The 21,458-nt window shown below is 71.6% G+C and carries 19 protein-coding genes; 6 read left to right on the forward strand and 13 right to left on the reverse strand.

Translation table 11 applies throughout. From position 1 onward, the window contains the following. Positions 1 to 45: 45 nt before the first annotated feature. From OUQ99_RS28350 to OUQ99_RS28360, 3 genes are all read right to left on the reverse strand, one after another. Positions 46 to 3,231, reverse strand: a complete 3,186-nt coding sequence (locus OUQ99_RS28350) for a hypothetical protein (RefSeq protein ID WP_267946820.1) — start codon at positions 3,229 to 3,231, stop codon at positions 46 to 48. Between the two features lie 170 nt (positions 3,232 to 3,401). Continuing rightward, positions 3,402 to 3,749, reverse strand: coding sequence for a DUF6507 family protein (locus OUQ99_RS28355; protein ID WP_267946821.1), 348 nt, complete (start codon positions 3,747 to 3,749; stop codon positions 3,402 to 3,404). After that, positions 3,746 to 4,060, reverse strand: a complete 315-nt coding sequence (locus OUQ99_RS28360) for a hypothetical protein (protein WP_267946822.1) — start codon at positions 4,058 to 4,060, stop codon at positions 3,746 to 3,748. Before OUQ99_RS28360 ends, OUQ99_RS28355 begins: the two co-directional genes overlap by 4 nt. Positions 4,061 to 4,443: 383 nt before the next feature. Here OUQ99_RS28360 and OUQ99_RS28365 point away from each other — a divergent pair, with 383 nt between their 5' ends. Both OUQ99_RS28365 and OUQ99_RS28370 read left to right on the forward strand, forming a co-directional pair. After that, on the forward strand, positions 4,444 to 5,832 hold the full coding sequence (locus tag OUQ99_RS28365; RefSeq protein WP_267946823.1) for a DUF6177 family protein: 1,389 nt from the start codon (positions 4,444 to 4,446) through the stop codon (positions 5,830 to 5,832). Positions 5,833 to 5,960: 128 nt separating this feature from the next. Then, positions 5,961 to 7,226 carry a delta-60 repeat domain-containing protein gene (locus OUQ99_RS28370; protein WP_267946824.1) on the forward strand — a complete coding sequence of 422 codons (1,266 nt, stop codon included), beginning with the start codon at positions 5,961 to 5,963 and terminating at the stop codon, positions 7,224 to 7,226. Positions 7,227 to 7,533: 307 nt separating this feature from the next. Here OUQ99_RS28370 and OUQ99_RS28375 read toward each other — a convergent pair whose 3' ends face one another. Then, positions 7,534 to 7,929, reverse strand: a complete 396-nt coding sequence (locus OUQ99_RS28375) for a DUF4229 domain-containing protein (RefSeq protein ID WP_267946825.1) — start codon at positions 7,927 to 7,929, stop codon at positions 7,534 to 7,536. Positions 7,930 to 8,354: 425 nt separating this feature from the next. Here OUQ99_RS28375 and OUQ99_RS28380 point away from each other — a divergent pair, with 425 nt between their 5' ends. Beyond that, positions 8,355 to 8,555, forward strand: a complete 201-nt coding sequence (locus OUQ99_RS28380) for a BldC family transcriptional regulator (protein WP_017535950.1) — start codon at positions 8,355 to 8,357, stop codon at positions 8,553 to 8,555. A gap of 119 nt (positions 8,556 to 8,674) precedes the next feature. Next, complete coding sequence (locus OUQ99_RS28385) at positions 8,675 to 9,028, forward strand: PLD nuclease N-terminal domain-containing protein (protein WP_267946826.1); 354 nt, start codon at positions 8,675 to 8,677, stop codon at positions 9,026 to 9,028. A 210-nt stretch (positions 9,029 to 9,238) separates the two neighbouring features. Here the strand turns inward: OUQ99_RS28385 and OUQ99_RS28390 are convergent, their stop codons facing one another. Then, a complete protein-coding gene (locus OUQ99_RS28390) occupies positions 9,239 to 10,528 on the reverse strand; it encodes a pectate lyase family protein (RefSeq protein WP_267946827.1) in 1,290 nt (429 codons plus the stop codon). A gap of 247 nt (positions 10,529 to 10,775) precedes the next feature. On the opposite strand from OUQ99_RS28390, the gene OUQ99_RS28395 reads away from it, so the two are divergent. Together OUQ99_RS28395 and OUQ99_RS28400 are read left to right on the forward strand one after the other, a co-directional pair. Further along, a complete protein-coding gene (locus OUQ99_RS28395) occupies positions 10,776 to 11,771 on the forward strand; it encodes a LacI family DNA-binding transcriptional regulator (RefSeq protein ID WP_267946828.1) in 996 nt (331 codons plus the stop codon). A gap of 72 nt (positions 11,772 to 11,843) precedes the next feature. Continuing rightward, positions 11,844 to 12,431, forward strand: coding sequence for a DUF4291 domain-containing protein (locus tag OUQ99_RS28400; RefSeq protein WP_267946829.1), 588 nt, complete (start codon positions 11,844 to 11,846; stop codon positions 12,429 to 12,431). 43 nt (positions 12,432 to 12,474) lie between these two features. On the opposite strand, the gene ccsB is transcribed toward OUQ99_RS28400, so the two are convergent. The 8 genes from ccsB to OUQ99_RS28440 all read right to left on the reverse strand — a co-directional run bounded on the left by ccsB (position 12,475) and on the right by OUQ99_RS28440 (position 21,414). Beyond that, positions 12,475 to 13,491 (reverse strand): c-type cytochrome biogenesis protein CcsB, encoded by a 1,017-nt coding sequence (ccsB, locus tag OUQ99_RS28405; RefSeq protein ID WP_267946830.1) that lies wholly within the window; start codon positions 13,489 to 13,491, stop codon positions 12,475 to 12,477. Positions 13,492 to 13,494: 3 nt separating this feature from the next. Then, positions 13,495 to 15,159 carry a cytochrome c biogenesis protein ResB gene (gene resB, locus OUQ99_RS28410; protein WP_267946831.1) on the reverse strand — a complete coding sequence of 555 codons (1,665 nt, stop codon included), beginning with the start codon at positions 15,157 to 15,159 and terminating at the stop codon, positions 13,495 to 13,497. Then, the gene (locus OUQ99_RS28415) at positions 15,159 to 15,989 is read right to left on the reverse strand and encodes a cytochrome c biogenesis CcdA family protein (protein WP_267946832.1); all 831 of its coding nucleotides are present in this window, start codon (positions 15,987 to 15,989) and stop codon (positions 15,159 to 15,161) included. The genes resB and OUQ99_RS28415 overlap by 1 nt, the downstream gene beginning before the upstream one ends. Beyond that, positions 15,989 to 16,723 (reverse strand): TlpA family protein disulfide reductase, encoded by a 735-nt coding sequence (locus OUQ99_RS28420; RefSeq protein ID WP_378553516.1) that lies wholly within the window; start codon positions 16,721 to 16,723, stop codon positions 15,989 to 15,991. The genes OUQ99_RS28415 and OUQ99_RS28420 overlap by 1 nt, the downstream gene beginning before the upstream one ends. A gap of 239 nt (positions 16,724 to 16,962) precedes the next feature. Beyond that, entirely contained in the window at positions 16,963 to 17,166 is a 204-nt protein-coding gene (locus OUQ99_RS28425; protein ID WP_013155995.1) for a helix-turn-helix domain-containing protein, read from the reverse strand. 254 nt (positions 17,167 to 17,420) lie between these two features. Continuing rightward, the gene (locus tag OUQ99_RS28430; protein WP_267946833.1) at positions 17,421 to 18,218 is read right to left on the reverse strand and encodes a phosphatase; all 798 of its coding nucleotides are present in this window, start codon (positions 18,216 to 18,218) and stop codon (positions 17,421 to 17,423) included. Between the two features lie 301 nt (positions 18,219 to 18,519). Beyond that, on the reverse strand, positions 18,520 to 19,680 hold the full coding sequence (locus tag OUQ99_RS28435; protein WP_267946834.1) for an acetoin utilization protein AcuC: 1,161 nt from the start codon (positions 19,678 to 19,680) through the stop codon (positions 18,520 to 18,522). 210 nt (positions 19,681 to 19,890) lie between these two features. Further along, positions 19,891 to 21,414: a DUF1109 domain-containing protein gene (locus tag OUQ99_RS28440; protein WP_267946835.1), complete on the reverse strand. Its 1,524-nt coding sequence runs from the start codon at positions 21,412 to 21,414 to the stop codon at positions 19,891 to 19,893. Positions 21,415 to 21,458: the final 44 nt, after the last annotated feature.

Genomic DNA, 21,458 nt, shown 5'->3' on the forward strand with positions numbered 1-21,458 from the left:
TGACCATGTGACTCAAGTCAGCCCGAGGAATTTTCTTCCCCAATTTCAACTCCCGCCAAAGACATCGAAAACCTGGTAATTATACCCGTTCGCAACCTCCAGAGGACCCCCTCCACCTCCCGCACCCGCAGGCTCCGCATTGCCCTTGAAAACCGCATAGACAACCTTGCCTTGGTCCAGCTTCTCGATAATTTCTTCCACAAGCTCCAACTCCCTCAGTGCGCTTTCGTCATCCAACCCCCTTTCCTCTTGAAGAATCAGAGCCCTCTCCTCCATCACTCTGAGGATATCCAGAAGATACTCTCGCGTTCCCTGCTGAACCTCCTGAGGAGGTCGCCCTTGCGGCCGGGCAATTCTTCCTCCCAGGTCCGTGCCGACATCAGCCTTTGCCTCGATGATGACGATATCACCATCCACGGTGCGGTAGATTTGGTCGAACTGGTCATTCCCATTGCCCGGGGCATTCTCGGCGGGCTCTATGTAGGTCGCGCCTTCGAGGTTCGGACGCACCTCCTCCCTCCGCACTTGACCGTTATCCTCGACCGGATTCCCGTCCGCATCTAGAACATCCCTCATCAGGGGTGTTCCGTCGGAACGCAGGACAGGTCTTCCATCGAACTGATGCCTTGCGGCAACCCTGGCCGACTCTTCGCCGAATCTCTCGGCAACCTCGGTCCTCACGGCATCGGCAAGCTTCTGGGATGCCTTTGCGTTCTCAAGGTCCACGTGGTTGTCACCACCCCTGAGATAGGATCCGTGGGTCCTCTGCATCGCCTCGAGATGGACCTGGGCTTTTTGAGACGCCGTGATGCTTTCCCGACGCCCTGTTGCCAGGTCATCGAGCATCGAGAACTCACCCCTGATCCACTCGCGCCGTTGGAGCTCTTCCGCTCCGATCTCCCCCCGAAGCTCTTCGCGTCGCGTTCGCTCTTCGTAGGAGAGCCCGTCGTGAACCTCAGGAATGAAGTCAGGATCATGGACCCGCATCATGACCCTGTCCCCGACATATGTCGCCTGCTTCGGAACGTCTAGGCATACCCACTGATGAGTGCTGGCATCCCAGGTGATCTTGGGCAGAGGATATTTTTCCGGACCGATCGTGGTTTGAACACTTCTCCTGTGGCCGTTTTTCTCCTTGTAGTACTCCTTGTAGATTTCATGATCAGAATTTATGAGGCGTTGGAGGTCCTGGCGAAAAGCCAGCCGGTTGGCCGGATCATTCTTGTCCCCCCAGGAATGGGACTCGAGCCCTTGCAAGGTGGTCGGACCCGGCGCGCGGTTGTCAGCAACGGGTCGAGCCCCCGAGCCGTTCTCCCCGTCCTCACTCGAGGCCCCACGTCCGTCGGAGCCGCTTGCCCCATCGGCAGGCAGGGTGAGGGGGAGGCCGCTTCCGGGCCGGGCCGGGCCGTCGGAGCCCGGGCCGGAGGCTCCGGCGGGATCGCCATGGAGGGGCACCGCGCGGATGTCGACCGTCCCGTCGCGGGGCGTCGAGGCGGGGGTGGCGGGTTTCGGATCCGGGTCGTGGGCGGCGGTGACGCGGAAGTCATGGTCGGTTCGGTCGCCGGTACCGTCCCCGCCGGGGACCTCCATCCCCCCGCCCCGGGCACCGGCGCCGACCGGCACCTCCTCACGTGCGAGGAGCCATGCGGGCCGCGCGTCGGCGTCCATGCCGCTGTAGCGCTCGACGTCGGCGACGAGCTCGGCGACCCCCACGTCGTCGCCGCGACCGGCCGGGACCGCCGCCGCGGGCGCCCCGGACCTGCCGTCCGGCACACCCCCGTCCCCCGCGTGCACCGGCGCCGGCACCGGTCCGGTCCCGGGCACCGACTCGGCCCCGGGCCCGCCGCTCCCGCCGGGCTCCGGCGCGCCCTCCACCACCTCCCAGTGGGCGAACCGGGCCAGCACTCCCGTGCGCAGCTGGTCCAGGCGCAGCCCGATGCCGCTGGCGGTGTCGGACAACCCGGTCCTGATCCCGCTCAGCGTCTGGGCCAGGCTGAACCCCGGCCGGGCCGCGGCGCCCGGCTCCCAGGCCACCCCCGGGCGCTCCAGCACGTCGATGTCCGGGAGGTCGGGCCCGCCACCGCCTATCCGGCTGAGCAGCATGCCGCCCCTGACGGGGAACGCCACCACGGTCAGCGCCAGGTTCCCGCCCGCCGTGGACAGCGTGTACGCGGGCCGGTCCTCCCACTCCCTCCAGGGGAACAGGTCGTGGCCGACCTCCGTCCACGCCGCCCCGGCGTTCTCCCGCCAGGTCCGCCCCGAGCGCTCCTCGGAGTCGAACGGGTTCATCCACCCGTCCTCGCCGTACATCCCGACGAGCGCGCCGTACCCCTGGAAGGTCTCCTCCTTGTGGGTGACGGCGTTGTCCACCGCCTCGCCGACGCTGCCGGCCCACCCGCTGCCCGCGCGCCACAACCCGATCGAGGACAGGGCTCCCACACCGAGGCCCCAGGCCATCCCGACGCCGAAGTGCTCCTGCTGGGCGGCGAACGCGTCGGCGGCCCAGTCGAGCGGCCACGGCTTGTCCGACCCCGTGAGGTGGGCCCAGCCCTCCTCCCCCGCGCGCTGCCACTCGGAGGACTCGGTGAGGTCGAACGCGATGTCGGGGACCTCGTCCGGGTCGAGGCCGTAGGCGACCTCCCGGGGACCGGGCGCCTCCTCGCCCACGGCCGTGTAGGTGTTGCCCTGCCCGTTCACCGCGGAGATGGCGGTGGCGCACTCCCTCTCCGCCTCCTGGAACGTCGCCCAGACGATGTTGGCCCACAGCTTCAGGGAGCGGTTCTTGCCGTAGTGCCACGGGTTGAGCGCCCAGAACTCCTCGTCCCGCACCTCCTCCACGAAGGCCACGGCGTCGTCCCTGATGTTGCGCAGCCGGGTCCGGGCACTCTCGGCCTCCTCGGCGAAGGTCTCCAGCGCGGTCACGACCGCTGAGACGTCCTCCAGGACGGTGTCGCCCTTGCGGGCGACCGGGCCCATCGCGGCGAGGAGGGTCTCCGACTCGGGCGCGGTGTAGTGGGCCTGGAGGGCCTGCCACGAACTCTCGACCCCCGCGCCTCCCTCCGCGACCTCCTCCGCGGCGGCCCTGAGGTTCGCCGCGGCCGTCTGGAGGACCTCCACCGAGGTGCCGGGCACGGGAATGGCCTCGGGGACGATCAGGACGGTGAAGTCGTTGTCGAGGGGCTGCTGGTTCCGGGGGTCGGGCTCGGGTCTCGTCACGTCGGCAGGGGGCATGGCGACTCCGTGGGGAGGAGGTGGGGGATCCGCCGCCGGGCGGGAGCAGCCGGCCCGGCGGGGGCGGGGGTGGGGGGTGGATGAGGGGGTGACCGGGGCACGGAGGGCACGGCCCGGTCGGGGCTTCGCGACCGGTGCGCGGCAGGGCGTGCGCGCCGGACCGGCGCGGGTCAGTGCGGAGCGTTCATGGGGTTCTCGGCATACGTGGCGTTGGCCTGGGCCTCCTCCGCCATCTCCAGGTCACCGACGAGGTAGGCGTCCACCGCCAGGGCGCACCCCTCCAGAGCGGAGCCGGCCCGTTCGACCATCTCCTCCGCGAGGGCGCCGACGTGTTCGAGGAAGTGGTACAGCTCCCCCTCGACCGGTCCGCTGCACGCCGCCGTGGCGGCGTTCATGATCTCGTCGCCGGTGGTGGTCAGGGCGCCGTCGAGCGCGTCGCCGCTGCCGTCGCCGACCTTGCCCAGCACCTCGTTGAGCACCGTCCCGACGGAGGGGGCGTCGATGTCCCACGCGCTCACCGGTCACCGCCTTCCCGGGCGGAGAAGCGGTCGCCCCGGAAGTTCTGGGGCGGTTCGGCAGTCGAATCGTGGCCGGTATCGGCCAACTCGCGCTCGGAGCGGACGATGCTCGCATCCATGCGATTCAGGGCGGGGCGCACCGCCTCGATGATGCTGGTCAGATGTGTCCGCAGCTCCCCGGTGCGCTCGCGCATGCGCACGGCCACGATCTCGTGCGCGACGGGGACGCGCATCGGCGGGACGTCGCCGCGCGGGAGGTCGCCCGCGGGTTCCCCGAGCGCGCCCGGGACCTCTACCAGCTCGAATCTCATGTACCGGTCACCCTGCCCAGGTCCGTCGGAACCGCCGCCCCCTGGGGCGCGTTGTGCGTATTATGCCGATGCACCACGACAATGTGTGACCTCTCCCTCGCGGAAGAGGTTCGTACTGGCACGGAGTTCCGGATACCCCTTGACCGCAGGCCCCCTCTACCGGTTCCCCACCGGAGGGACGGGCCCCACGACGTCCGCTCCCACGCTTCCCCTCCCCGCAGGCCCCCGCACGCACGCATGCCGAGCCACCAGCACCGAGCCACCAGCCACCCGGCGCCGACCGTGCCCCCGTCCGGGTCCGGACCCGGACACCCCTCCCGCTTCGCCCGGTCACGCCGAACCCGACCCCGCCGTCCCCCCGGCGGCATCGCCAAGGAGAACCGTTGAGCTACGACGTGGTCGCACTGCTGGCGGCGGAACCCGGCATGGTCGCGGTCGCCCACTCGCTCCGCGACGCGGGGGCCGACCTCGCGGTGCGCCCCCTGGACGGCGGAGTCGTCCAGTTGCGGGACGCCGAGGCCCGTGTCCTGGCCACCCTCGAACCCGCCCAGCTGGTCGAGTCGCGGGGCGAGGTCTCCCGGCTGCTCGGCGCCGAGGCCGCCGTCAACCTGCCCGACACCTGTTGGTGGGCCGAGGTGCGTGCGCGGCCCGACGCCGCGGGGCGCGAGGCGGCGCACCGCGTCGCCGACGGCCTCGCCCTGCGCCTGGGCGGGGGGGTGTGGACCTCGGGTCCGGGCGACTTCTCGCTGTGGGAGGAGACCGGGCACCCGGCCGTCGAGTTCGAGGCCGAGGAGGCGTTCGTCGTCGCCCAGGACCGCGAGGTCGTCCCGCTGTCCTCCTGGATCACCGACGCCGTGTCGGCCAACGCGCTCCGGGGCACGGTCCTCCAGGTGCTCACCCCCAGGTCGTCGCGGCTCACCCACGGACTGCGCACCCTGATCACGCAGCCGATGGCCCGCTGGGTGGTGCTGGACGGGAAGGGCGGCCAGTTCGACGGGGTCAGCGGCCTCCCGCTCCGCTGGGACCGGGTGCACGGGTATGTGCCCGACGCCCGGAACGGGAGCGCTCCCGAACCCGCGTGCGGGTTCCTCGACATCTCGCCCCTGGGGGCGCACCTGCTGGTCGACCTGGCGGTCCGGCACGGCGCGTCCTTCGCGCCGCCCCTCTGCCGGGCGGTCGAGCTCGTCACCGGCCACCTGGCCGGGGTCCTCCCCGCCGGCTGGGGGCCGCACGAGCCGGCGCTCGCGCCCTGGGACCGGGAGCGGCTCGTACGGCTGGTGCGCCACCGCGCCCCGCGGACGGCCGTGCTCCAGTTCTCGGGGCACCAGGACGCCGGTCCCCCCTTCACGGGCGGCGCCCGGGTCTCGTGGGCCCCGGACGGGGAGAGGGCGGCGGAGCGGATCTCCCTGGCGATCGGGTTCGAGGACGAGGGGGCGCTGCCCCTGGGGGCGCTCCCCGGCCTGGTGGAGGCCCTGGCGGCGGAGAACCTTCTGGACGTGCTCCACGTGCGCCGGGCGCGCGGTCGCCGCGACGTCACCTTCGAGCCGCGCTGGCACGGGCTGGCCGCCCCGGTCGGCATGGCCCTCGGGCCCGACGGGGTGCGGCGGGCCGGGGAGGAGCACGCGCTGGCCGGCCCCCTGCGGGGGGAACCGCTGGGAGAGGCCGGTGCCCGCGCGATCTGGTACCCCGCTCCCGCCGAGGCGACCCGCCAACGGGCGGCCGAGGCCGTGGCGGCCCAGCTGCGCCACCTCACCGCGGCGCCCCGGTCCTGACGGCACGGACAGAGCCAACATGATTACTGTGTGTGATTTTCTCGCGACTCTTTGAAAGAATGCGGACACCCCCCGGCCGTCCGGCCTCCCGCCCGACAAGCAGGTCCGCACACCAAGGAGAATCCTCCGTGAAACCCAGCCGTTCGTTCGTCGCGCTGACGATGAGCACCATGCTCCTGCTCCCCGTCGGCATCGCGGTAACGGCCCCGGCCGCGCACGCCGCGCACCGGGGCGTGGTCGGCGAGCAGCCCGTCCAGTGGACCCCGCACGTCCTGGACGGGACGGTCAAGGACATCCTGAGGATCGGGAACACGGTCCTCGTCGGGGGTGAGTTCACCCGGGTCGCCGAGGCCGGCGGCGACGAGCACACCCTCCGCAACCTCTTCGCCTTCGAGCACGGGACCGGGCGGATCATCCGCGACTTCGAACCGGACGTCAGCGCGATGGTCACCTCGCTCGCCCCGGGGCCGGACGGCAGCGTGGTCGTCGGCGGCCGGTTCACCGCCGTCGACGGCAAGCCCTCCCGGGGGCTGGCGCGGCTGTCCCTCTCCGACGGCGGCCCCGTGCGGGAGTTCGGCGCCGTCCTCGACGACGGCGCGACCAACCGCCTGGCCACCGACGGAGCCCGCCTCTACGTGGGCGGGAACTTCACGGGGGTGAGCGGCGCCGAGCGCACGGGCCTGGCCCGCCTCGACCTCCGGACCGGCGAGGTGGACCGCAACTTCGCGCCGCGCCTCGCCGAGCCGCGCCGCGGCAGCCTGCGCGTGCAGGAGCTGGCCCTGAGCCCGGACGGCCGACGGCTCGCCATCAACGGGACGTTCACGAAGGTGGACGACAAGAACCGCTACCAGATCGCCATGATCGACACCGCGGAAGCCTTCGTCACTCCGTGGTCCACGTCCGCCTACGAGGCCCCGTGCGACTACGAGCGGATCCACACGTACATGCGGCAGATGGCGTTCTCCCCCGACGGCTCGTACTTCGCCGTCGTGACCGGGGGCGGGCCCAAGGTCAAGCCCGGCCTGTGCAAGTCGACCAGCCGGTTCGAGAACACCGACAAGGCCGACTCCCAGCCCACGTGGAGCAACAAGACCGGGGGCGACTCCCTGTACTCGGTGGAGGTCACCGAGTCGGCCGTGTACGTGGGCGGGCACCAGCGCTGGATGGACAACGAGAAGGGCGAGCTGAACCCCGGACCGGGGTCGGTGGAGCGGGAGGGCATCGGCGCCGTGGACCCGCGGACGGGACGCGCGCTGGCGTGGAACCCGGGACGCGCGCGCGGGCACGGCGCGGAGGCCCTGCACGCCACGTCGGACGGGCTGTACGTGGGAAGCGACACCGAACGCCTCGCCGGCGAGTACCACGCGCGCCTCGGCATGTTCCCGCTGGCCTGAGGGCGGCGGTCCGGCGCGGCGCGCCGGGCGGCAGGTCCCGGAGTGCGACCCGTCCACCGGGGCGGCCGGCGCGGCGGGCCGCTCCGGCCCCCTGCCGCAGGGAGGCCCCGCCGTTCGGCGGGGCCTCTCCCCCTTCCCGGGGGAGAGCCCGAGGAGACGGCCGGAGGCGGGCCCCCTGGGTGAAGTGGCCGGGTGGGGCGGCCGGTTCCCCGGGCCGACCGGTACGCCCGGTCCCGGCGGGGCACGCCCGGTCCCCGGACCGTCGGGGCCGCGGCCGGTGTCCGGACGGGCGTGCGTCAGGTGTTCGTCAGGTGTCCTTGGACGCGGCGGCCGCGCCCTCGTCCCGCTTCGCGTCGGCGTCCGCGTTCCCGGCGGCGTTCCCGGCGCCGGCCTCCTCAGGAGCCGCGTCAACGGGCGTCCCGGCCGGCTCGGACGCGGCCGCGTCCTGGAGGTCGTCCTCACGGGAGGCCCCTCCGGACAGGCGGTCTCCCACGTTGACGCCCCGGCGGCTCTCCAGGCGCTCGACGGTCCGGGCCGACAGCTGGTCGCGCAGCCGGGACAGCAGAACATAGGACGCGAGGCCGCTGACCAGCCACGCCAGGATGAGCGCGACCCACGACCGGGCACCGAATAGGTAGACCACTCCGAAGGCCGCCAGGAAGAGTCCCACCCGGGCGGCGGTATAGGTCAGCCAGCTACGCATGAAAAAGCCTCACAACAGATGATTACCTGGTCTAGATTGGTCGCTACGCCCATCAGCACACGAGACGACCGGGTCCACACATGTGGCCCGGGCGGTACCGGGTCCCCGAACAGGACCGAACGGGTGGCTCCCGCATGTCCTCACCACCAGGTTAAGGGCGTGTCGGGCGCAGCGGGCACCGGGGCGGCGTGTCCCCCGCCGCAATGGCGACGGGACCACACAGGCCACTGGATTCACATAGTCATGGGATGTTTCCAATCCCGACAGCAGGGCCCGAACATCACGTTCCGGTCACATATCCGGTACTCCTCCCCCCATCACCGCAATTTCTCCGAAAACTAGGGAGGAAACGGACCAACTCGTGCACACTAGGGGATCAAACGCCCGCCGCCCCCACAGTCCGAGGCGGGCACGATTGGGGGAATGTGAAGGTGGAACGAGCAAGCGAACGCCTGTTGACCCCCGGGGAAGTGGCCTCACTCTTCCGGGTTGATCCCAAGACCGTCACGCGCTGGGCCGCCTCCGGGCGGATCAGCAGTATTCGCACCCCCGGCGGCCACCGCCGGTTCCGCGAGTCCGAGGTGCGTGCCCTCCTCCTCGGGGAGCCGAGCGAGAGCACCCCCTGAGAGCGAGGTAACGCCCCTCACCCCCTTCGGCCCCGGACATTCGGAATCAGCGGGGTCTCCCGCAGCCCTGGCTCGGTGTCCCGACCGTGAGGAGTCGACAGCAAGAGTAGGCTGGAACCATGGTGTGGCTTGGTGGCCTGATCACGCTCGTATCGATCGTTCTCTGGGTGTACGCGTTCTTCGACGCGCTGACCACCCCTGCGCAAGAGGTCCGGAACCTGCCCAAGGTCCTCTGGATGATCGTCATCGCGCTGTTCATGCCCGTCGGTTCGATCCTGTGGCTCTTCCTCGGCCGCCCGCGCCGGGCGGTCCCCGTGGACGGAAGCCCGCCCTCTCCGGCGCAAGCCGCGTCGGCCGACGACCTTGACCCGTCCGACTTCGCCAAGCCCTCCGACAGCCCGCACCCGCTCGGACCCGATGACGACCCCGAGTTCCTGCGACGCCTCAAACGGCGCATCGACCCGGAAGAATAGGTTCTCCTCGCCGGATCGGTCGGAGAAGGGGCCCGCCGGCCCCTCGCCGCCGGCCCGCCCGGGTGAACCTCGCCGACGGACCGCGTGGAACAGGGCCGCCCCGGCAGGCGGGGCACGACAGGCGTGAACACAACGGTGGGGCCGCACTCCTCGGAGCACGGCCCCACCGTCATGTCAGGGGCTCACGGCGGCCCCCCGGCCCGCCCCGGTTCAGAGCAGCCCGGCCCCCACCTTCCGCGGCAGCCCGCGCACCGCGTGCACCGGCTCCACGTCCGGGGCGAACTCGGGGACCCAGGTGCCGGCGGTGCCCAGCTCCATGCCGGGGTTGGCCGCGTTGTAGGCCTCCACCAGGTCGACCCGGGTCAGCCGCCCCCGGCCGTCGCGCATCACCGCGTTGCCGTGCTCGACGATGTCGTCGCCGCCCCAGTTGTACAGGACCTCCTCCGCCCCGATCCCGTCGTGCAGGTCGAACACGTTGTTCTCCGCGTGGACGTGGGACTCCACCCCGACGCCCAGGCTGTACTGGTAGAGCCCGCCCCGCACGGTGTAGTGGTTGTTGTACACGTGCACCTGGCCGTAGCGCACGCGCGGCGCCCTCTGCCCGAGCCCGTCGAAGTGGTTGTGGTGGTAGGTCACCCGGAGCCGTCCCCGGTCCGTGGTCCGGCTGTCGCTGTTGCCGAGCAGCATCGCCTTGTCCCGTTCGACGAAGTCGTTCCACGAGACCGTGACCAGGTCGGACCCGCGGACGATGTCCAGCAGCCCGTCGTGCACCTCGTACTTGCGGCCGAAGTGGTCGGGCAGCTCCGCCCCGGGGTTGTCCCCGTCGTCGAACGTGTTGTGGTCCACCCACACGTTGGTGGCCCCGGAGACCTCCACGTGGTCGTACTCCGAGTTCCAGTTGCCGGTCCCGCCGTCGGCGGGGTCCCAGCCGGGGAAGCAGTCGTGGGTGTCGGAGAAGGAGAGGTTGCGCAGGATGACGTTGTCCACGTCGTGGACCAGGAGGTTCATGCCGGAGATGACGGCGTCGTCGCCCGCGCCGACCACCGTGGTGTTGGAGCCGACGCGGACCCGGATCTGCTCGGCCTGGACGTCCTGCGAGGCGGCGCGGGCCTCCTCCAGCGGGCCGGACGGGTCCTCCCACCCCCACACAGCGGGGTCGTAGGCGGCCAGGTAGCCCTCCAGGGTGTAGCCGTCGACCGCGTAGTCCTCGCACGCGATCGGGGTGCCGTCCGGCGCCGTGTTGGCGTCGACGGTGCCCTCCACGCGGACGATCTTCGGGTGGTCGCCGGAGACCGCCTCGCGGAACTCCTCCAGGGTGGAGACGGTGACGACGTGCTCCGGCGCCGCCGCGGACCCGCCGGTGGTCCCGGCCCCGGCGGACCCCCATCCGTCACCGTCGGCCAGGACCTCCCGGCCGATGTCGGGGGCGGCGTTCGCGGAGGTGGCCGGCACGGCGGTCAGCGCCACCGCCGCGGCCAGGGGGAGTATGAGCCTGCGCATGTTCGTGCTCCTGGTGGGGGGATACCGGGTACTGGTCGGCACCCGGCTGCAAACGTTTGCATGAACATCTCCCGACTCCCCCGTCCACGTCAACCCTTCCGCCCCGCCTTCTCCGTGGAAAACCCCGGAAAACCCCGGAAAACCCGGCGACGGCAGCCCGGCCCGCACCCTGCCGCTCCGCAACCGGTTGCCGTACCCTCGGGTCCCAGCGGAGCACATCGGAACATCCACGGAACGGAGGCCCCGGGTGGCCGTCACCATCAGGGACGTCGCGCGGGAGAGCGGGGTCCACGTCTCCACCGTCTCCCGGGCCTTCTCCGCCGCCCACATGGTCAACGCGGTGACGCGGACCCGTGTCATGGCGGCGGCGGAGCGGCTCGGCTACCGCCCCAACCGAGCCGCGCGGGCCCTCTCCACGCGGCGGACCGCGAACCTCGGGGTGATCGTCGCCGACATCGCCAACCCGTTCTTCCCGCCGCTGATCAAGGCCGCCCAGGCGCAGGCGCGCGAACGCGACTACCACGTGTTCGTGGCCGACACCGACGAACGGGCACGGGTGGAGGAGGAGCTGGTGCGCTCCATGGCCAAGCAGGTGGACGGCGCGCTGCTCGTCGCCTCGCGGCTCAGCGGGCGCGTGATCGCCGAACTCGGCCGCGACGTGCCCTTCGTCGTCGTCAACCGCCGGGTCAGGGGCCTGCCCTGCGTGCTGATGGACGTGGCCTCGGGCACCCGGCAGGCCGTGGACCACCTGGTCGCGCTGGGGCACAGGGACATCGCCGTGCTGACCGGGCCGAGCGCGTCCTGGACCGCCCAGCGGATACGGGGAGCCGCGGAGGAGGCCGCCGCGCGCCACGGCGCCGGGCTGCACCCCGTCGGGCCGAACCCTCCCACCGAGGAGGGCGGGGCGTTCGCCGCCGCCGAGGTGGTGTCGGGGCCGGCGACCGCCGTGCTCGCCTACAACGACCTCGTGGCACTGGGCCTGATCCGGGAGGTGGAGGCCCTGGGGCTGTCGGTGCCCGGGGACCTCAGCGTGGTCGGCGTGGACAACACCCACATCGCCCGGCACTGCCGCCCGGCCCTCACCACCGTGGACATGCCGGTCGTGGCCGCCGGGCGCGGGGGCATCGACCTGCTGGTCCACCGGGTGACCACGGGGGAGGACCCCGGAACCGTCACCCTGGACACCCGCCTCGTCGTCCGGGAGTCCACGGCGCCGCCCCGGAGCCCCCTGACCCGCCCCTGACCGCCCCGGCGCCGGACCGCCGTGCGGAAAACCGGTCGCCGCCGACCGGGGGCGACCGGCAGTATGCGACGTATGCAGCCCCAGCGCCAGGTACGCGCCGAGTACGACGCGAGCACGATCGTGGTCTACCAGGCGTACCCGTCGGCGGTCGCGGACCCGTCCCTTCGCGCCGGGCGGTTCGTCGCCCCGTTCTCCCTCAACCGCATGACGTGGATCAAGCCGTCGTTCCTGTGGCTCATGCACCGCAGCAACTGGGCGCGCAAGGCGGGGCAGGAGCGCGTCCTGGCGGTACGCGTCACCCGCGGCGGCTGGGAGAGGGCCCTTTCCCTCGCAGTGCCGACCACCGCAGACCCGGCGGCCGTCGCCCGCGCCCGGGTCCACGTCCAGTGGGACCCCGAACGCTCGCTGCGCGGAGCCGCCCTCAACCACTACAGCATCCAGGTCGGTGTCGGCCGGGGGCTGATCCGAGAGTTTGCCGAGGAGTGGGTCGTCGGCCTTACCGACGTCACCCCCCGGGTTCGCAGGATCGAGCAGCTGGTGCGGGGCGGGCGCGCCTCCCGGGCCCGGGAACTGCTCCCGCCGGAGCGCGTCTACCCGGTGCCGGAGCCGGCCGCGGGACGCCTCGGCGTCGGACCGCAGAGCGGGGGCCGCAACGGCTGACGGCGGGGACCCGAGGGGTCCCCGCCGCCGTGCGCAGCCCGGGTCAGGCGTAGGAGTGCAGGCCGCTGAACATGTAGTTCACGGCGAAGAAGTTGAACAGGATGGTCAGGAAGCCCAGCACGTTGATCCAGGTGGCCTTGGGGCCGCGCCAGCCGCCCGTGGCACGGGCGTGCAGGTAGGCGGCGTAGATCACCCAGGAGATGAACGACCACACCTCCTTGGGGTCCCAGCCCCAGAAGCGGCCCCACGCCTCGTCCGCCCAGATGGAGCCGGCGATGATGCCGAACGTCCACAGCGGGAACGCGAACAGGATGAACCGGTGCGAGATGCGGTCCAGCAGCTCCGGGCTGGGCAGGCGCCCCGCGATGCCCGCGACCTTCTGTCCCAGGGCGCGCCTGGCCTCCGCGCGGTGCGACACCAGGTAGGTGACGCCCGCGACGCCGGACACCATGAACGCGCCGCCCGCGATGATCGTCGCGGTCACGTGGATCGGCACCCAGTAGGAGTGCAGTGCCGGGATCAGCGGGCCCGGGTCCACGTACAGCCACTTGACGCCGATGCCCAGCAGGAGCAGGACCGGGACCAGGACGAAGGCCCCGAGGAACCGCGCCTGGTAGCGGAACGAGGCGTACAGGAGCCCGCCCACCGCGACCAGGCACAGCGCCACGATGAACTCGAACATGTTGCCCCAGGGCCACCGGCCCGCGGCGAGGCCCCGGGTGACGATCTGGGCGACGCCCATCACGAACCCGAGCGTCGTCACGCCGAGCGCCACCCGGCCGAGGTTGCTCTGGGAGGCCTGCGCCTCCCCCTCGGTGGTGCGGACGTTGACGTCGATGTCGAGGTCGTCGTCACCGCTTCCGGCGGCTCCGGCGTCCTTCCCTGAGCCCACGGTCACCGGCATGAGCTTGCCGGCCCTGAGGTTGGTGCGCTTTCCGTAGGCGGCCTCGATGGCGAAGAGGAACAGGGCCGCCGCGTACGTGACGATCATCGCGATGATCAACATGTCGCTGGTCGACGCCATCGTCTCGTCCACCGTTCCGGCGAGTGTGTACGTCACCGGTCACTCCCTCGTTGTCGTCGACTCTGGCGGGTCGGATGGTGTGCTGCTTCGGGGATTTCGGGGGTTGTCGTCCGACTCGTCGTTCCGGAGCCGTCCGGCAAGCTCTGTGGTGAGTTCGTGGAACTCGGCGTTGTTGCCCGCCGCCTCGGTCTTGCCGAGGCCGGACAGCTCGACCCGCGTGCGCCCGTCCGCGCCCCTGGTCGCGCGCACCCACACGCGGCGGGGGCGGACGAACAGCGTGGTGACCAGGCCCAGGACGGCGAGGCTGGCCGCCGCGAGCGCCGGGACGCGCGCGCCGTCGCGGTTGGTCTGGAGGCTGATGTACTCGCTGTACCCGGTGAACGTGATCGACCCGGCGCCGTCCGGGAGGTCCCAGCTGTCCCCGATCCCCAGCACCGGGGAGCTTCCGAGCTCCTCCATGCCGCTGGTCTGGAGCTGGTAGACCGACTGCGGGTCCAGCATGCCGAGGTCGCCGCGGTAGCCCTCCAGGGTCACCCTGGGGTTCTCCGCGCCCGGGAAGTCGGAGACGAGGTCGCCCTCGGGCGTCTCCGCCGCGCTCGGCAGGAACACCCCGACGAAGCCCAGCTCCTCCCCGCCGGTGTCGGGGACCTTGACGACGCCGTCGGAGGTGAAGGTCGCGGTCTCCCGGAACAGGAACGGGACCGCCTGGTCGAAGACGACCTCGCCGTCGGCGTTGCGGACCTCGAACTCGGGCGCGTAGCCGTGGCCGAGCAGGTAGACCTGCACGCCGTCCACGGTGAGGGGGTGGTTGACCTCCAGCGTGTGCCGGGCCTCCTCCGCCTCCGGGGACTCCTTGTAGATCAGTTCGGCGACGTAGGACTCGGCCTGTCCGCGCAGGTTGCCGTCCTCGATGAACGACGCCTCGAAGTCGTCCAGGTGCAGGGTGAAGGGCTCCAGGGCGTCGGTGTCGGTCCAGTGCCCGGGGTAGATGGCGTCGTAGGAGGGCAGGGTGTTCGCGAACCCGTCGCCCTCCACCAGCAGCATGTTGCCCCGGTAGCCGAAGAACGACCCGGCGGCCAGCGCGAGCAGCAGCCCCAGCAGGGCGAGGTGGAACAGCACGTTCCCGGCCTCGCGCAGGTATCCGGTCTCGCTGGAGAGGGAGTCCCCGTAGCGCTCGATCCGGTAGCCCTTGAGGACCTTGCGCGCCTGGCCGAGGACCGTCTCCGGATCGGCGCCCGTCGTGAACGTCGCCGCGTACGGCATCCGCCCCAGGTTCCTGGGGGTGTGCACCGGCCTGGCCCGCACGGCGCGGGCGTGGACGACGGCACGCGGGAAGACGCAGCCCGCGAGGGAGACGAACAGCAGCAGGTAGATCGCCGCGTACCAGGGCGACGAGAACACGTCGAACAGGTAGAACCGGTCCAGCCAGGGTGCCAGTTCGGGGTTCTCCCGAACGTAGGTGTTGACCTCGTCCACGCTCACGACGTTCTGCGGCAGGATCGAGCCGGGGATGGCTCCGACGGCCAGCAGGAAGAGCAGGATCAGGGCGGTGCGCATCGAGGTGAGGACGCGCCACGCCCAGCGCAGCCAGCCGAGCGGGCCCAGGCCCCTGGGCTGCCCGCCCTCCCGGTCCCCGGCCCCGGTCCCGTCTCCCGGGCCGGCCCCGCTCCCGGTGTCGTCGTCGGTCGTGGTCGTCGTACTCATCAGATCACCGTTTGGAAGTCGGCGGCCCAGCCCTGCATGGCGACGGTCAGCTGCGTCCACAGCCCGGTCACCATGGCCAGGCCGACGAGGACGAGCACGGCCCCGCCGATGACGGTGACGGTGCGGGTGCGTCGCTTGAGCCAGCCGAAGGCGGTCAGGGCGCGCCGGTAGAGGAGGGAGGCGAGGACGAAGGGCAGACCCAGGCCCACGCAGTAGACGAGGGACAGGAGCATGCCGCGGCCGGCGCCGCCCTCGATGAAGGCGAGGGTCTGCACGGCGGCCAGGGTCGGACCGATGCACGGGGTCCAGCCGAGGCCGAAGAGGACCCCGAGCAGGGGCGCGCCGGCCAGGCCCGCACGGGGCAGCCGGTGGAAGCGGAACTCGCGCCCGAACCCGGGCATCACGCCCATGAAGGCGAGCCCGAGGACGATGGTGAGGACCCCGAGGACCCGGGTGAGGGGGTCGGTGTAGTCCACGAGGAGGTCGCCGAGCCAGCCGATGAAGCCGCCGACGGCGACGAACACGAGGGTGAACCCGGCGATGAACAGGACGCTGCCGGTGACCATGGTCCACCGGCGCGTGGCGAGTTCGGCGTCGACGTCGGCGACGGCCGTCGCCGTGGCGCCCCCCTCGGCCGCCCCTCCCCCGGCGGCGCGGGCGGCGGAGCGCTCGCGCACGTCGGCGCCGCTCATGCCGGTCACGTAGGAGAGGTAGCCGGGCACGAGCGGGAGCACGCAGGGGGACAGGAAGGACAGGAGCCCGGCGGCGAGCGCCAGGGGGACGGCGGCGAGGAGGGACCCGGTGAGGACGGTGGTGCCGATCGCGTCCATCAGCGGTCGTCCCCGTCCGAGGGGGCGTCGGAGGGCTGTTCCCCGCCCTCCTCCGGGGACGCCTCCCCGTCCTCCGGGGAGGCCTCCTGGTCGGCCACCCGGGGCCGCTCCTCGGGATCGCCGAGGCCGAACTCCACCACCACGGGGTTGAGCAGCCCCGTGAGCTGGCCGTAGGTGGTGGGACCGATGACGCGGGCCGCGATGCGGCCGTCGGGGTCGATGACGAGGGTGCTGGGGATCGCACGCGGGGGGACGGTGTCGCGGAAGGCCTGCGGCACCTCGCCGGGCTGGTCGTACAGGCTCGGGTAGGCGACGTCCTTGTCGGAGAGGTAGGCCCGGGCCGCGGTCTCGTCGTCCTTGATGTTGACGCCCAGGAAGTCCACCCCCAGGTCGCCGTACTCGGCGTGGACCTCGTCGAGCACGGGCTGCTCGGCGCGGCAGGGGCCGCACCAGCTCGCCCAGACGTTGAGGACCACGATGCCGCCCTCGTAGTCACCGAGGGACACGGTGTCGCCGTCGAGGGTGGTGCCCTCGACCTCGGGCGCCTCGACCCGCTCGGCGGCCTCGAAGGTGGTGGAGCTGCCGTCGCCGGAGATGAACCGGTCGTCCTCGCCCCCGGCCTCGATCTCGTTGCCCCCGGCGCAGCCGGTGAGGGCGATGGCGGCGGCCAGGGCGGTCGCCGCAAGGCGCGGCACGCCGCGGCGCGACCGCGTACCTGAGCTGGTACTGGGCATCGAGGGAACCTCGCGAACCGGGGGTGAACAGGGCGGACTACATCAACGACAGATTGTAGTAGATGCCCTGGCGCCCCTTCGGCCGCCCCGGCACAAGGGACCTTCGGTCCGGCGTGCCGGGCGGCCTGCGGCGAGGTGGGGAAACCTCGGTGGGGGCGGTGTCCGTCGGGCACCGCCCCCGGGGGTTGTGCGTCGGCCGGGGCGCGCGTGTCGCCGCCCCGGCCGGCCTCGGCCCTGGATCAACCAGCCTCGACGAATGCCTCGCGGAGGTAGTCGTGCACGGCCCGCTCGGGAACCCGGTAGGAACGCCCCACGCGAATCGCGGGGAGAACTCCCGAGTGCACCATTCGGTAAACGGTCATCTTGGACACACGCATGATCGTGGCGACTTCTGCCACGGTCAAGAACCTGACCTCTTCGAGAGGCGGTTTGCTCCCGTTCATCTTCCGACGCCCTCATTCCCGGACGTGAGCATTGTCCACTCTTCAGCCCGGCGTGATCTACGGCGGTAGGGGCAACCCCGGTATGTGCCCGTCCCAACCCCACGCCAGCGTGTCACTCTGTCACTACTGACACGTCCGTTTTCAGAGTAGAGCCGAGACCCCGTCTGCGAAAGGTCGATTGTCCTGTCTTCGGGGATACACGTTGACGACGGGACGGATGAGGTTTAACGGTGGGTATAAATGGTCGGCCCTGGTCAAATCAGACCGGCCCTCGCGAGGACGTACTCGCGCAGGGGGGCGTAGTCCTCGGTCAGGTATCCGTCGTCCAGAGGCACCGTGACCAGTAGCTTTCCCTCGTGTTCGGCCAGGAACAGAGCGGGGTCGTTGCAGTCCGCGAACCCCATCGTCGGCACTCCGGCCTCCCCCGCCGCACCCGCGAACCCGTGGTCCGCGATGACCAACTGCGGCCATGCCTCACCCCGGTTCTCCAGGTCCCCGAGAATGGCACGCATGGCGAAGGGGTGATGGCTGTGACGCGCGAGGTGCCCGTCCGTCACGATCGCGACTTCGTCCTTCCAGACCACGATCCGCCGGTTGGGCGGCTTCTCGGTAGTCACCTCGTACGAATATCCGCTTGCCGCGGTGACGACCGGGCAGCCGCGTGAGGCCAGTGCGTCCTTCCAGACCCGGTAGGTCTCACGGAGTTTGCTGGGGTGGCCGGTGGCGAACATGACCCTCTCGCGGCGCTCCGCCGCCAGCGCCATCCGGTCGGCCAGCGCCTCCAGGGCGTCCACGGTCAGGTCGGGGTCGATGGTGTCGATGCCCCACACGTACTCCTCGTCGCCCACGACGCCGCACCGCTTGCTCATGAGGGAGAGGACCTCGGAGAACGTCCAGTCGTGGGAGAACGTCAGACCGAACTGGTGGTAGGGGTCCTTCTGCACCAGCCGCCGGTAGTGCCGAAGGTTGTTCTGGCGGGGGGTGTCGACGTGCCCGGCGATCCCCGTGCGAACCAGATAGGTGATGAGTTCAGCGCGTGTCGGCGGCGTCACCTGGCGTTCCCCTTCCTCGACTGGGCAGCGAGCGTGCGCCCCGCCGTGATGCCACCACGACGCCGGCCTCTGTTCGCCCGGTATTCAACCTCTGTCCTACCCGCCTGCGGCGTACAACGCGCAATCCCCACGAATTCACCTCCGTACTCCCGGGCGCCGCTGCGGGCCGGGCCACGGACCGGAATCCCGGAATGCGCGGCGGTCCGAACCGGTCGTAATTCGGGCCGCGCCGGAACCGCTCCGGGTCCGGGACGGCCGGGGACGCGTGCGGAGGGGCCGCGGGCGGTCCGGTCGGCGGGGGCTAGAGGCTCGGGTCGATGCCGTGGCTGGGGAAGACGGCGGTGCGGGTGGCGTGGATCGCGCGGTCCACCGCGTCGCCGGGGTCGTAGCCGTCCACGAAGGGCGCGAACGAGACCTCTCGGCCGTCGGTCATGTAGAGGGGCGCCAGTTCTCCGGTGCGCTCCCGCACGAAGTCGCGCCACTTCTGCGGGGTCTCGGTGTCCGGGTCGATCGGGTGGCCCGCGGCCTCGGCGAGCAGGTGGGTCCAGGCCCGCGGGACCACGTGCACCAGCCCGTAGCCGCCGCCGCCGAAGAGCAGCCACCGGCCGCCCGCCGTCTTCTGCGCGAGCTTGTGCAGCTCGGAGTAGGCGCGCCGCTGGCCGTCCACGCTGAGGGTGAGGTTGGCGAGCGGATCGAGGGCGTGGGTGTCGCAGCCCTGCTGGGTCACGAGGATCTCCGGCTGGAACTCGTGCAGCAGCGGAGGGACGACGGCGTCGAAGGCGCGGTGCCAGCCGGTGTCCCCGGTGCCCGCCGGGAGGGCGACGTTGACCGCGTACCCCTCCGCGTCCGGGCCTCCGGTCTCGGACGCCTGCCCGGTGCCGGGGAACAGGGTCACCGGCGACTCGTGCAGGCTGATGGTGAGCACGCGGGGATCGTTGTAGAACGCGTTCTGCACGCCGTCGCCGTGGTGGACGTCCACGTCCACGTACGCGATCCGCTTGGCGCCCTGTTCCAGCAGCCAGCTGATGGCGATCGCGGGGTCGTTGTAGACGCAGAAGCCCCACGCGTGGTTGCGCATCGCGTGGTGCAGGCCGCCCGCGATGTTCGCGGCGTGCGCGGTCTCCCCCGTCCACACCGCTCTCGCGGCGGCGACGGACGCGCCCGTGATGAGCGCCGCGGCGTCGTGCATGTCGGGGAAGACGGGGTTGTCCGCGGTGCCGAGCAGGTGGGTGTCGTCGGGCGCCAGTGTCCTGCCCGCGCGCTTGACCGCCTCGATGTAGGCGCGGTCGTGCACCAGCGAGAGGAGTTCGTCGGACGCGGGCTCCACGTCCAGGAGGCCGACCCCCGGGGCGTCCAGCACGCCGAGTTCGCGGCTGAGGGCCATCGTCAGCTCGACACGGATCGGCGCCATCGGGTGCTGGGGCCCGAAGTCGTAGGCCGTCAGTCCGTCATCCCATGCCACCCGAAGCGAGCAGGACGTGCGCCCTCCCATGTGGTGACCCCCGTTTCAGGTGTGCGTGCTCCGAAGCACACAGTACGCAAAACCGGGCCCCGATCCGAACCCCGGGTCCCGGGGACGGGCGCCGGACCGGCGGACGGCCCGGGCGGGCGGCGTCCGCCCGCCCGGGGCGGGAGGGGGACGCGGTGCGCACCGGCCCTCCCGCCGCTCCGGCTACTCGGTGATGAAGTAGCAGGACTCGTACAGGTCACCGGCCCCGAAGTCGACGGTGCCGTGCAGCGGCGCGGCGCCGAAGAACCCCTCGTTGGAGGTGAGCAGCACCCGGTACTCGCCGGGTTCGAGTTCGAGGCGCATGACCTCGCCGTTGTCGAAGCACGAGTTGCCGGTCGGGGGCGAGCTGTAGGTCTCGCACTCCTCGCACGCCTCGGTGACGACCTCGTCGTGCACCCGGTCGGGGCCGACGTAGAGGAACCTCATCTCGTAGGGCGTGTTGTTGGTGATCTCCAGGACGGTCATGCCGTTTCCGGAGCCCCCGGTGGGCTCCGGGGCGAAGTCGACCTCGCCGATGGTGGTCAGGGTGTCCATCTCGGCCTCGACGCGCCCGGCGCCGATGTGGACGACCATCCTCTCGACCTCGTCCGCCTCGTGGTCGGGGTACTCGTCGCCGAGCAGGGCGACCATGGTCTCGGCGGGATCGAACCGGCCCTCCTCCACGTGCTCCCAGCCGCAGTTGAACGCGGCGTCCGGACGCTCCTCGGCCAGGCGGTCGGCGATCTCGGGCGCGCCCTCCCAGGACAGGTCGTTGAACAGGTCGATCTGGTCGAAGGCCGCGCACCAGTTCTCGGCCGCGTACTCGGCCGTGCCGGTCCCGTACAGCTCCGCGAGCGCGGCGGGCACGTCCCCCGCGGCCTCGGTGCCCGCGTAGTCCACCGGGATCACGCTGTAGACCTCGTGGGCCTGCCTCATGCTCTCGCGGTACTCCTCGGTGACCTCGCCGTCGAACCCCTCCTCCGCCGTGGCGGCCAGGTCGGCCGCGTAGGAGAAGTGGATGTCCGCGATCTCGCCGTCGGTGTCCTCCCACCGGGACGAACCGTGGGCGAAGTAGGCCGAGTAGGAGTCGAGGGCCTGCCCGAAGTCGCCGGAGGCGACGTCGCCCTGGGCGCGCTCCAGCAGCGCGCACGCCTCCGCGCCCGCGCGGGCCCTGGACATGAGCGACGGGGAGAAGGACAGCTGGAAGAGGTCCTCGACGCTCCCGTAGGCGGCCACGGCCTCCGACGGGCCGCACTCGCCCCGGGCGTGGGCGGCGTCGGCGACGCGCAGCCGCCACTCTCCCGCCTGCCAGACGCCGGCGACGGAGGCCGCCATGACCAGCACGAGGCCGCCCGCGGTGAGGAGCGCCGCCCTGTTCCGCGCGGGCTGCTCGCCACGGGTGAGCGCCCGCTCGTCGCGGGAGCGCCCCGCGAAGAGGCCGTGCACGGCGGCCGCCGCGAACCAGGCGAGCAGGACCGGCGCCCAGACCAGCAGGTTGTCGGCGGCGCCCAGGACCGCGGCGGTGACCAGGAGGCCGGCGGTGACGGCGACCGCCGCGGCGAAGAAGGGCCACTGCCGCAGGTAGGCGTACCCGGCACCGAGGCCGGAGGCGTTGAGCAGGGAGGCCCGCACCGCCGAGGGCGAGGAGAGGACGGGCATGCGGGGAGGCTTCGGGGGAGGCGGGCCGCCGAAACCGCCGGGGGGCATCCCACCGGGGGGCGGTCCACCGGGGGGCGGTCCACCGGGAGGCA

Source organism: Streptomonospora nanhaiensis (assembly GCF_026642255.1).
In the GTDB taxonomy this organism is placed as follows: domain Bacteria; phylum Actinomycetota; class Actinomycetes; order Streptosporangiales; family Streptosporangiaceae; genus Nocardiopsis; species Nocardiopsis tropica.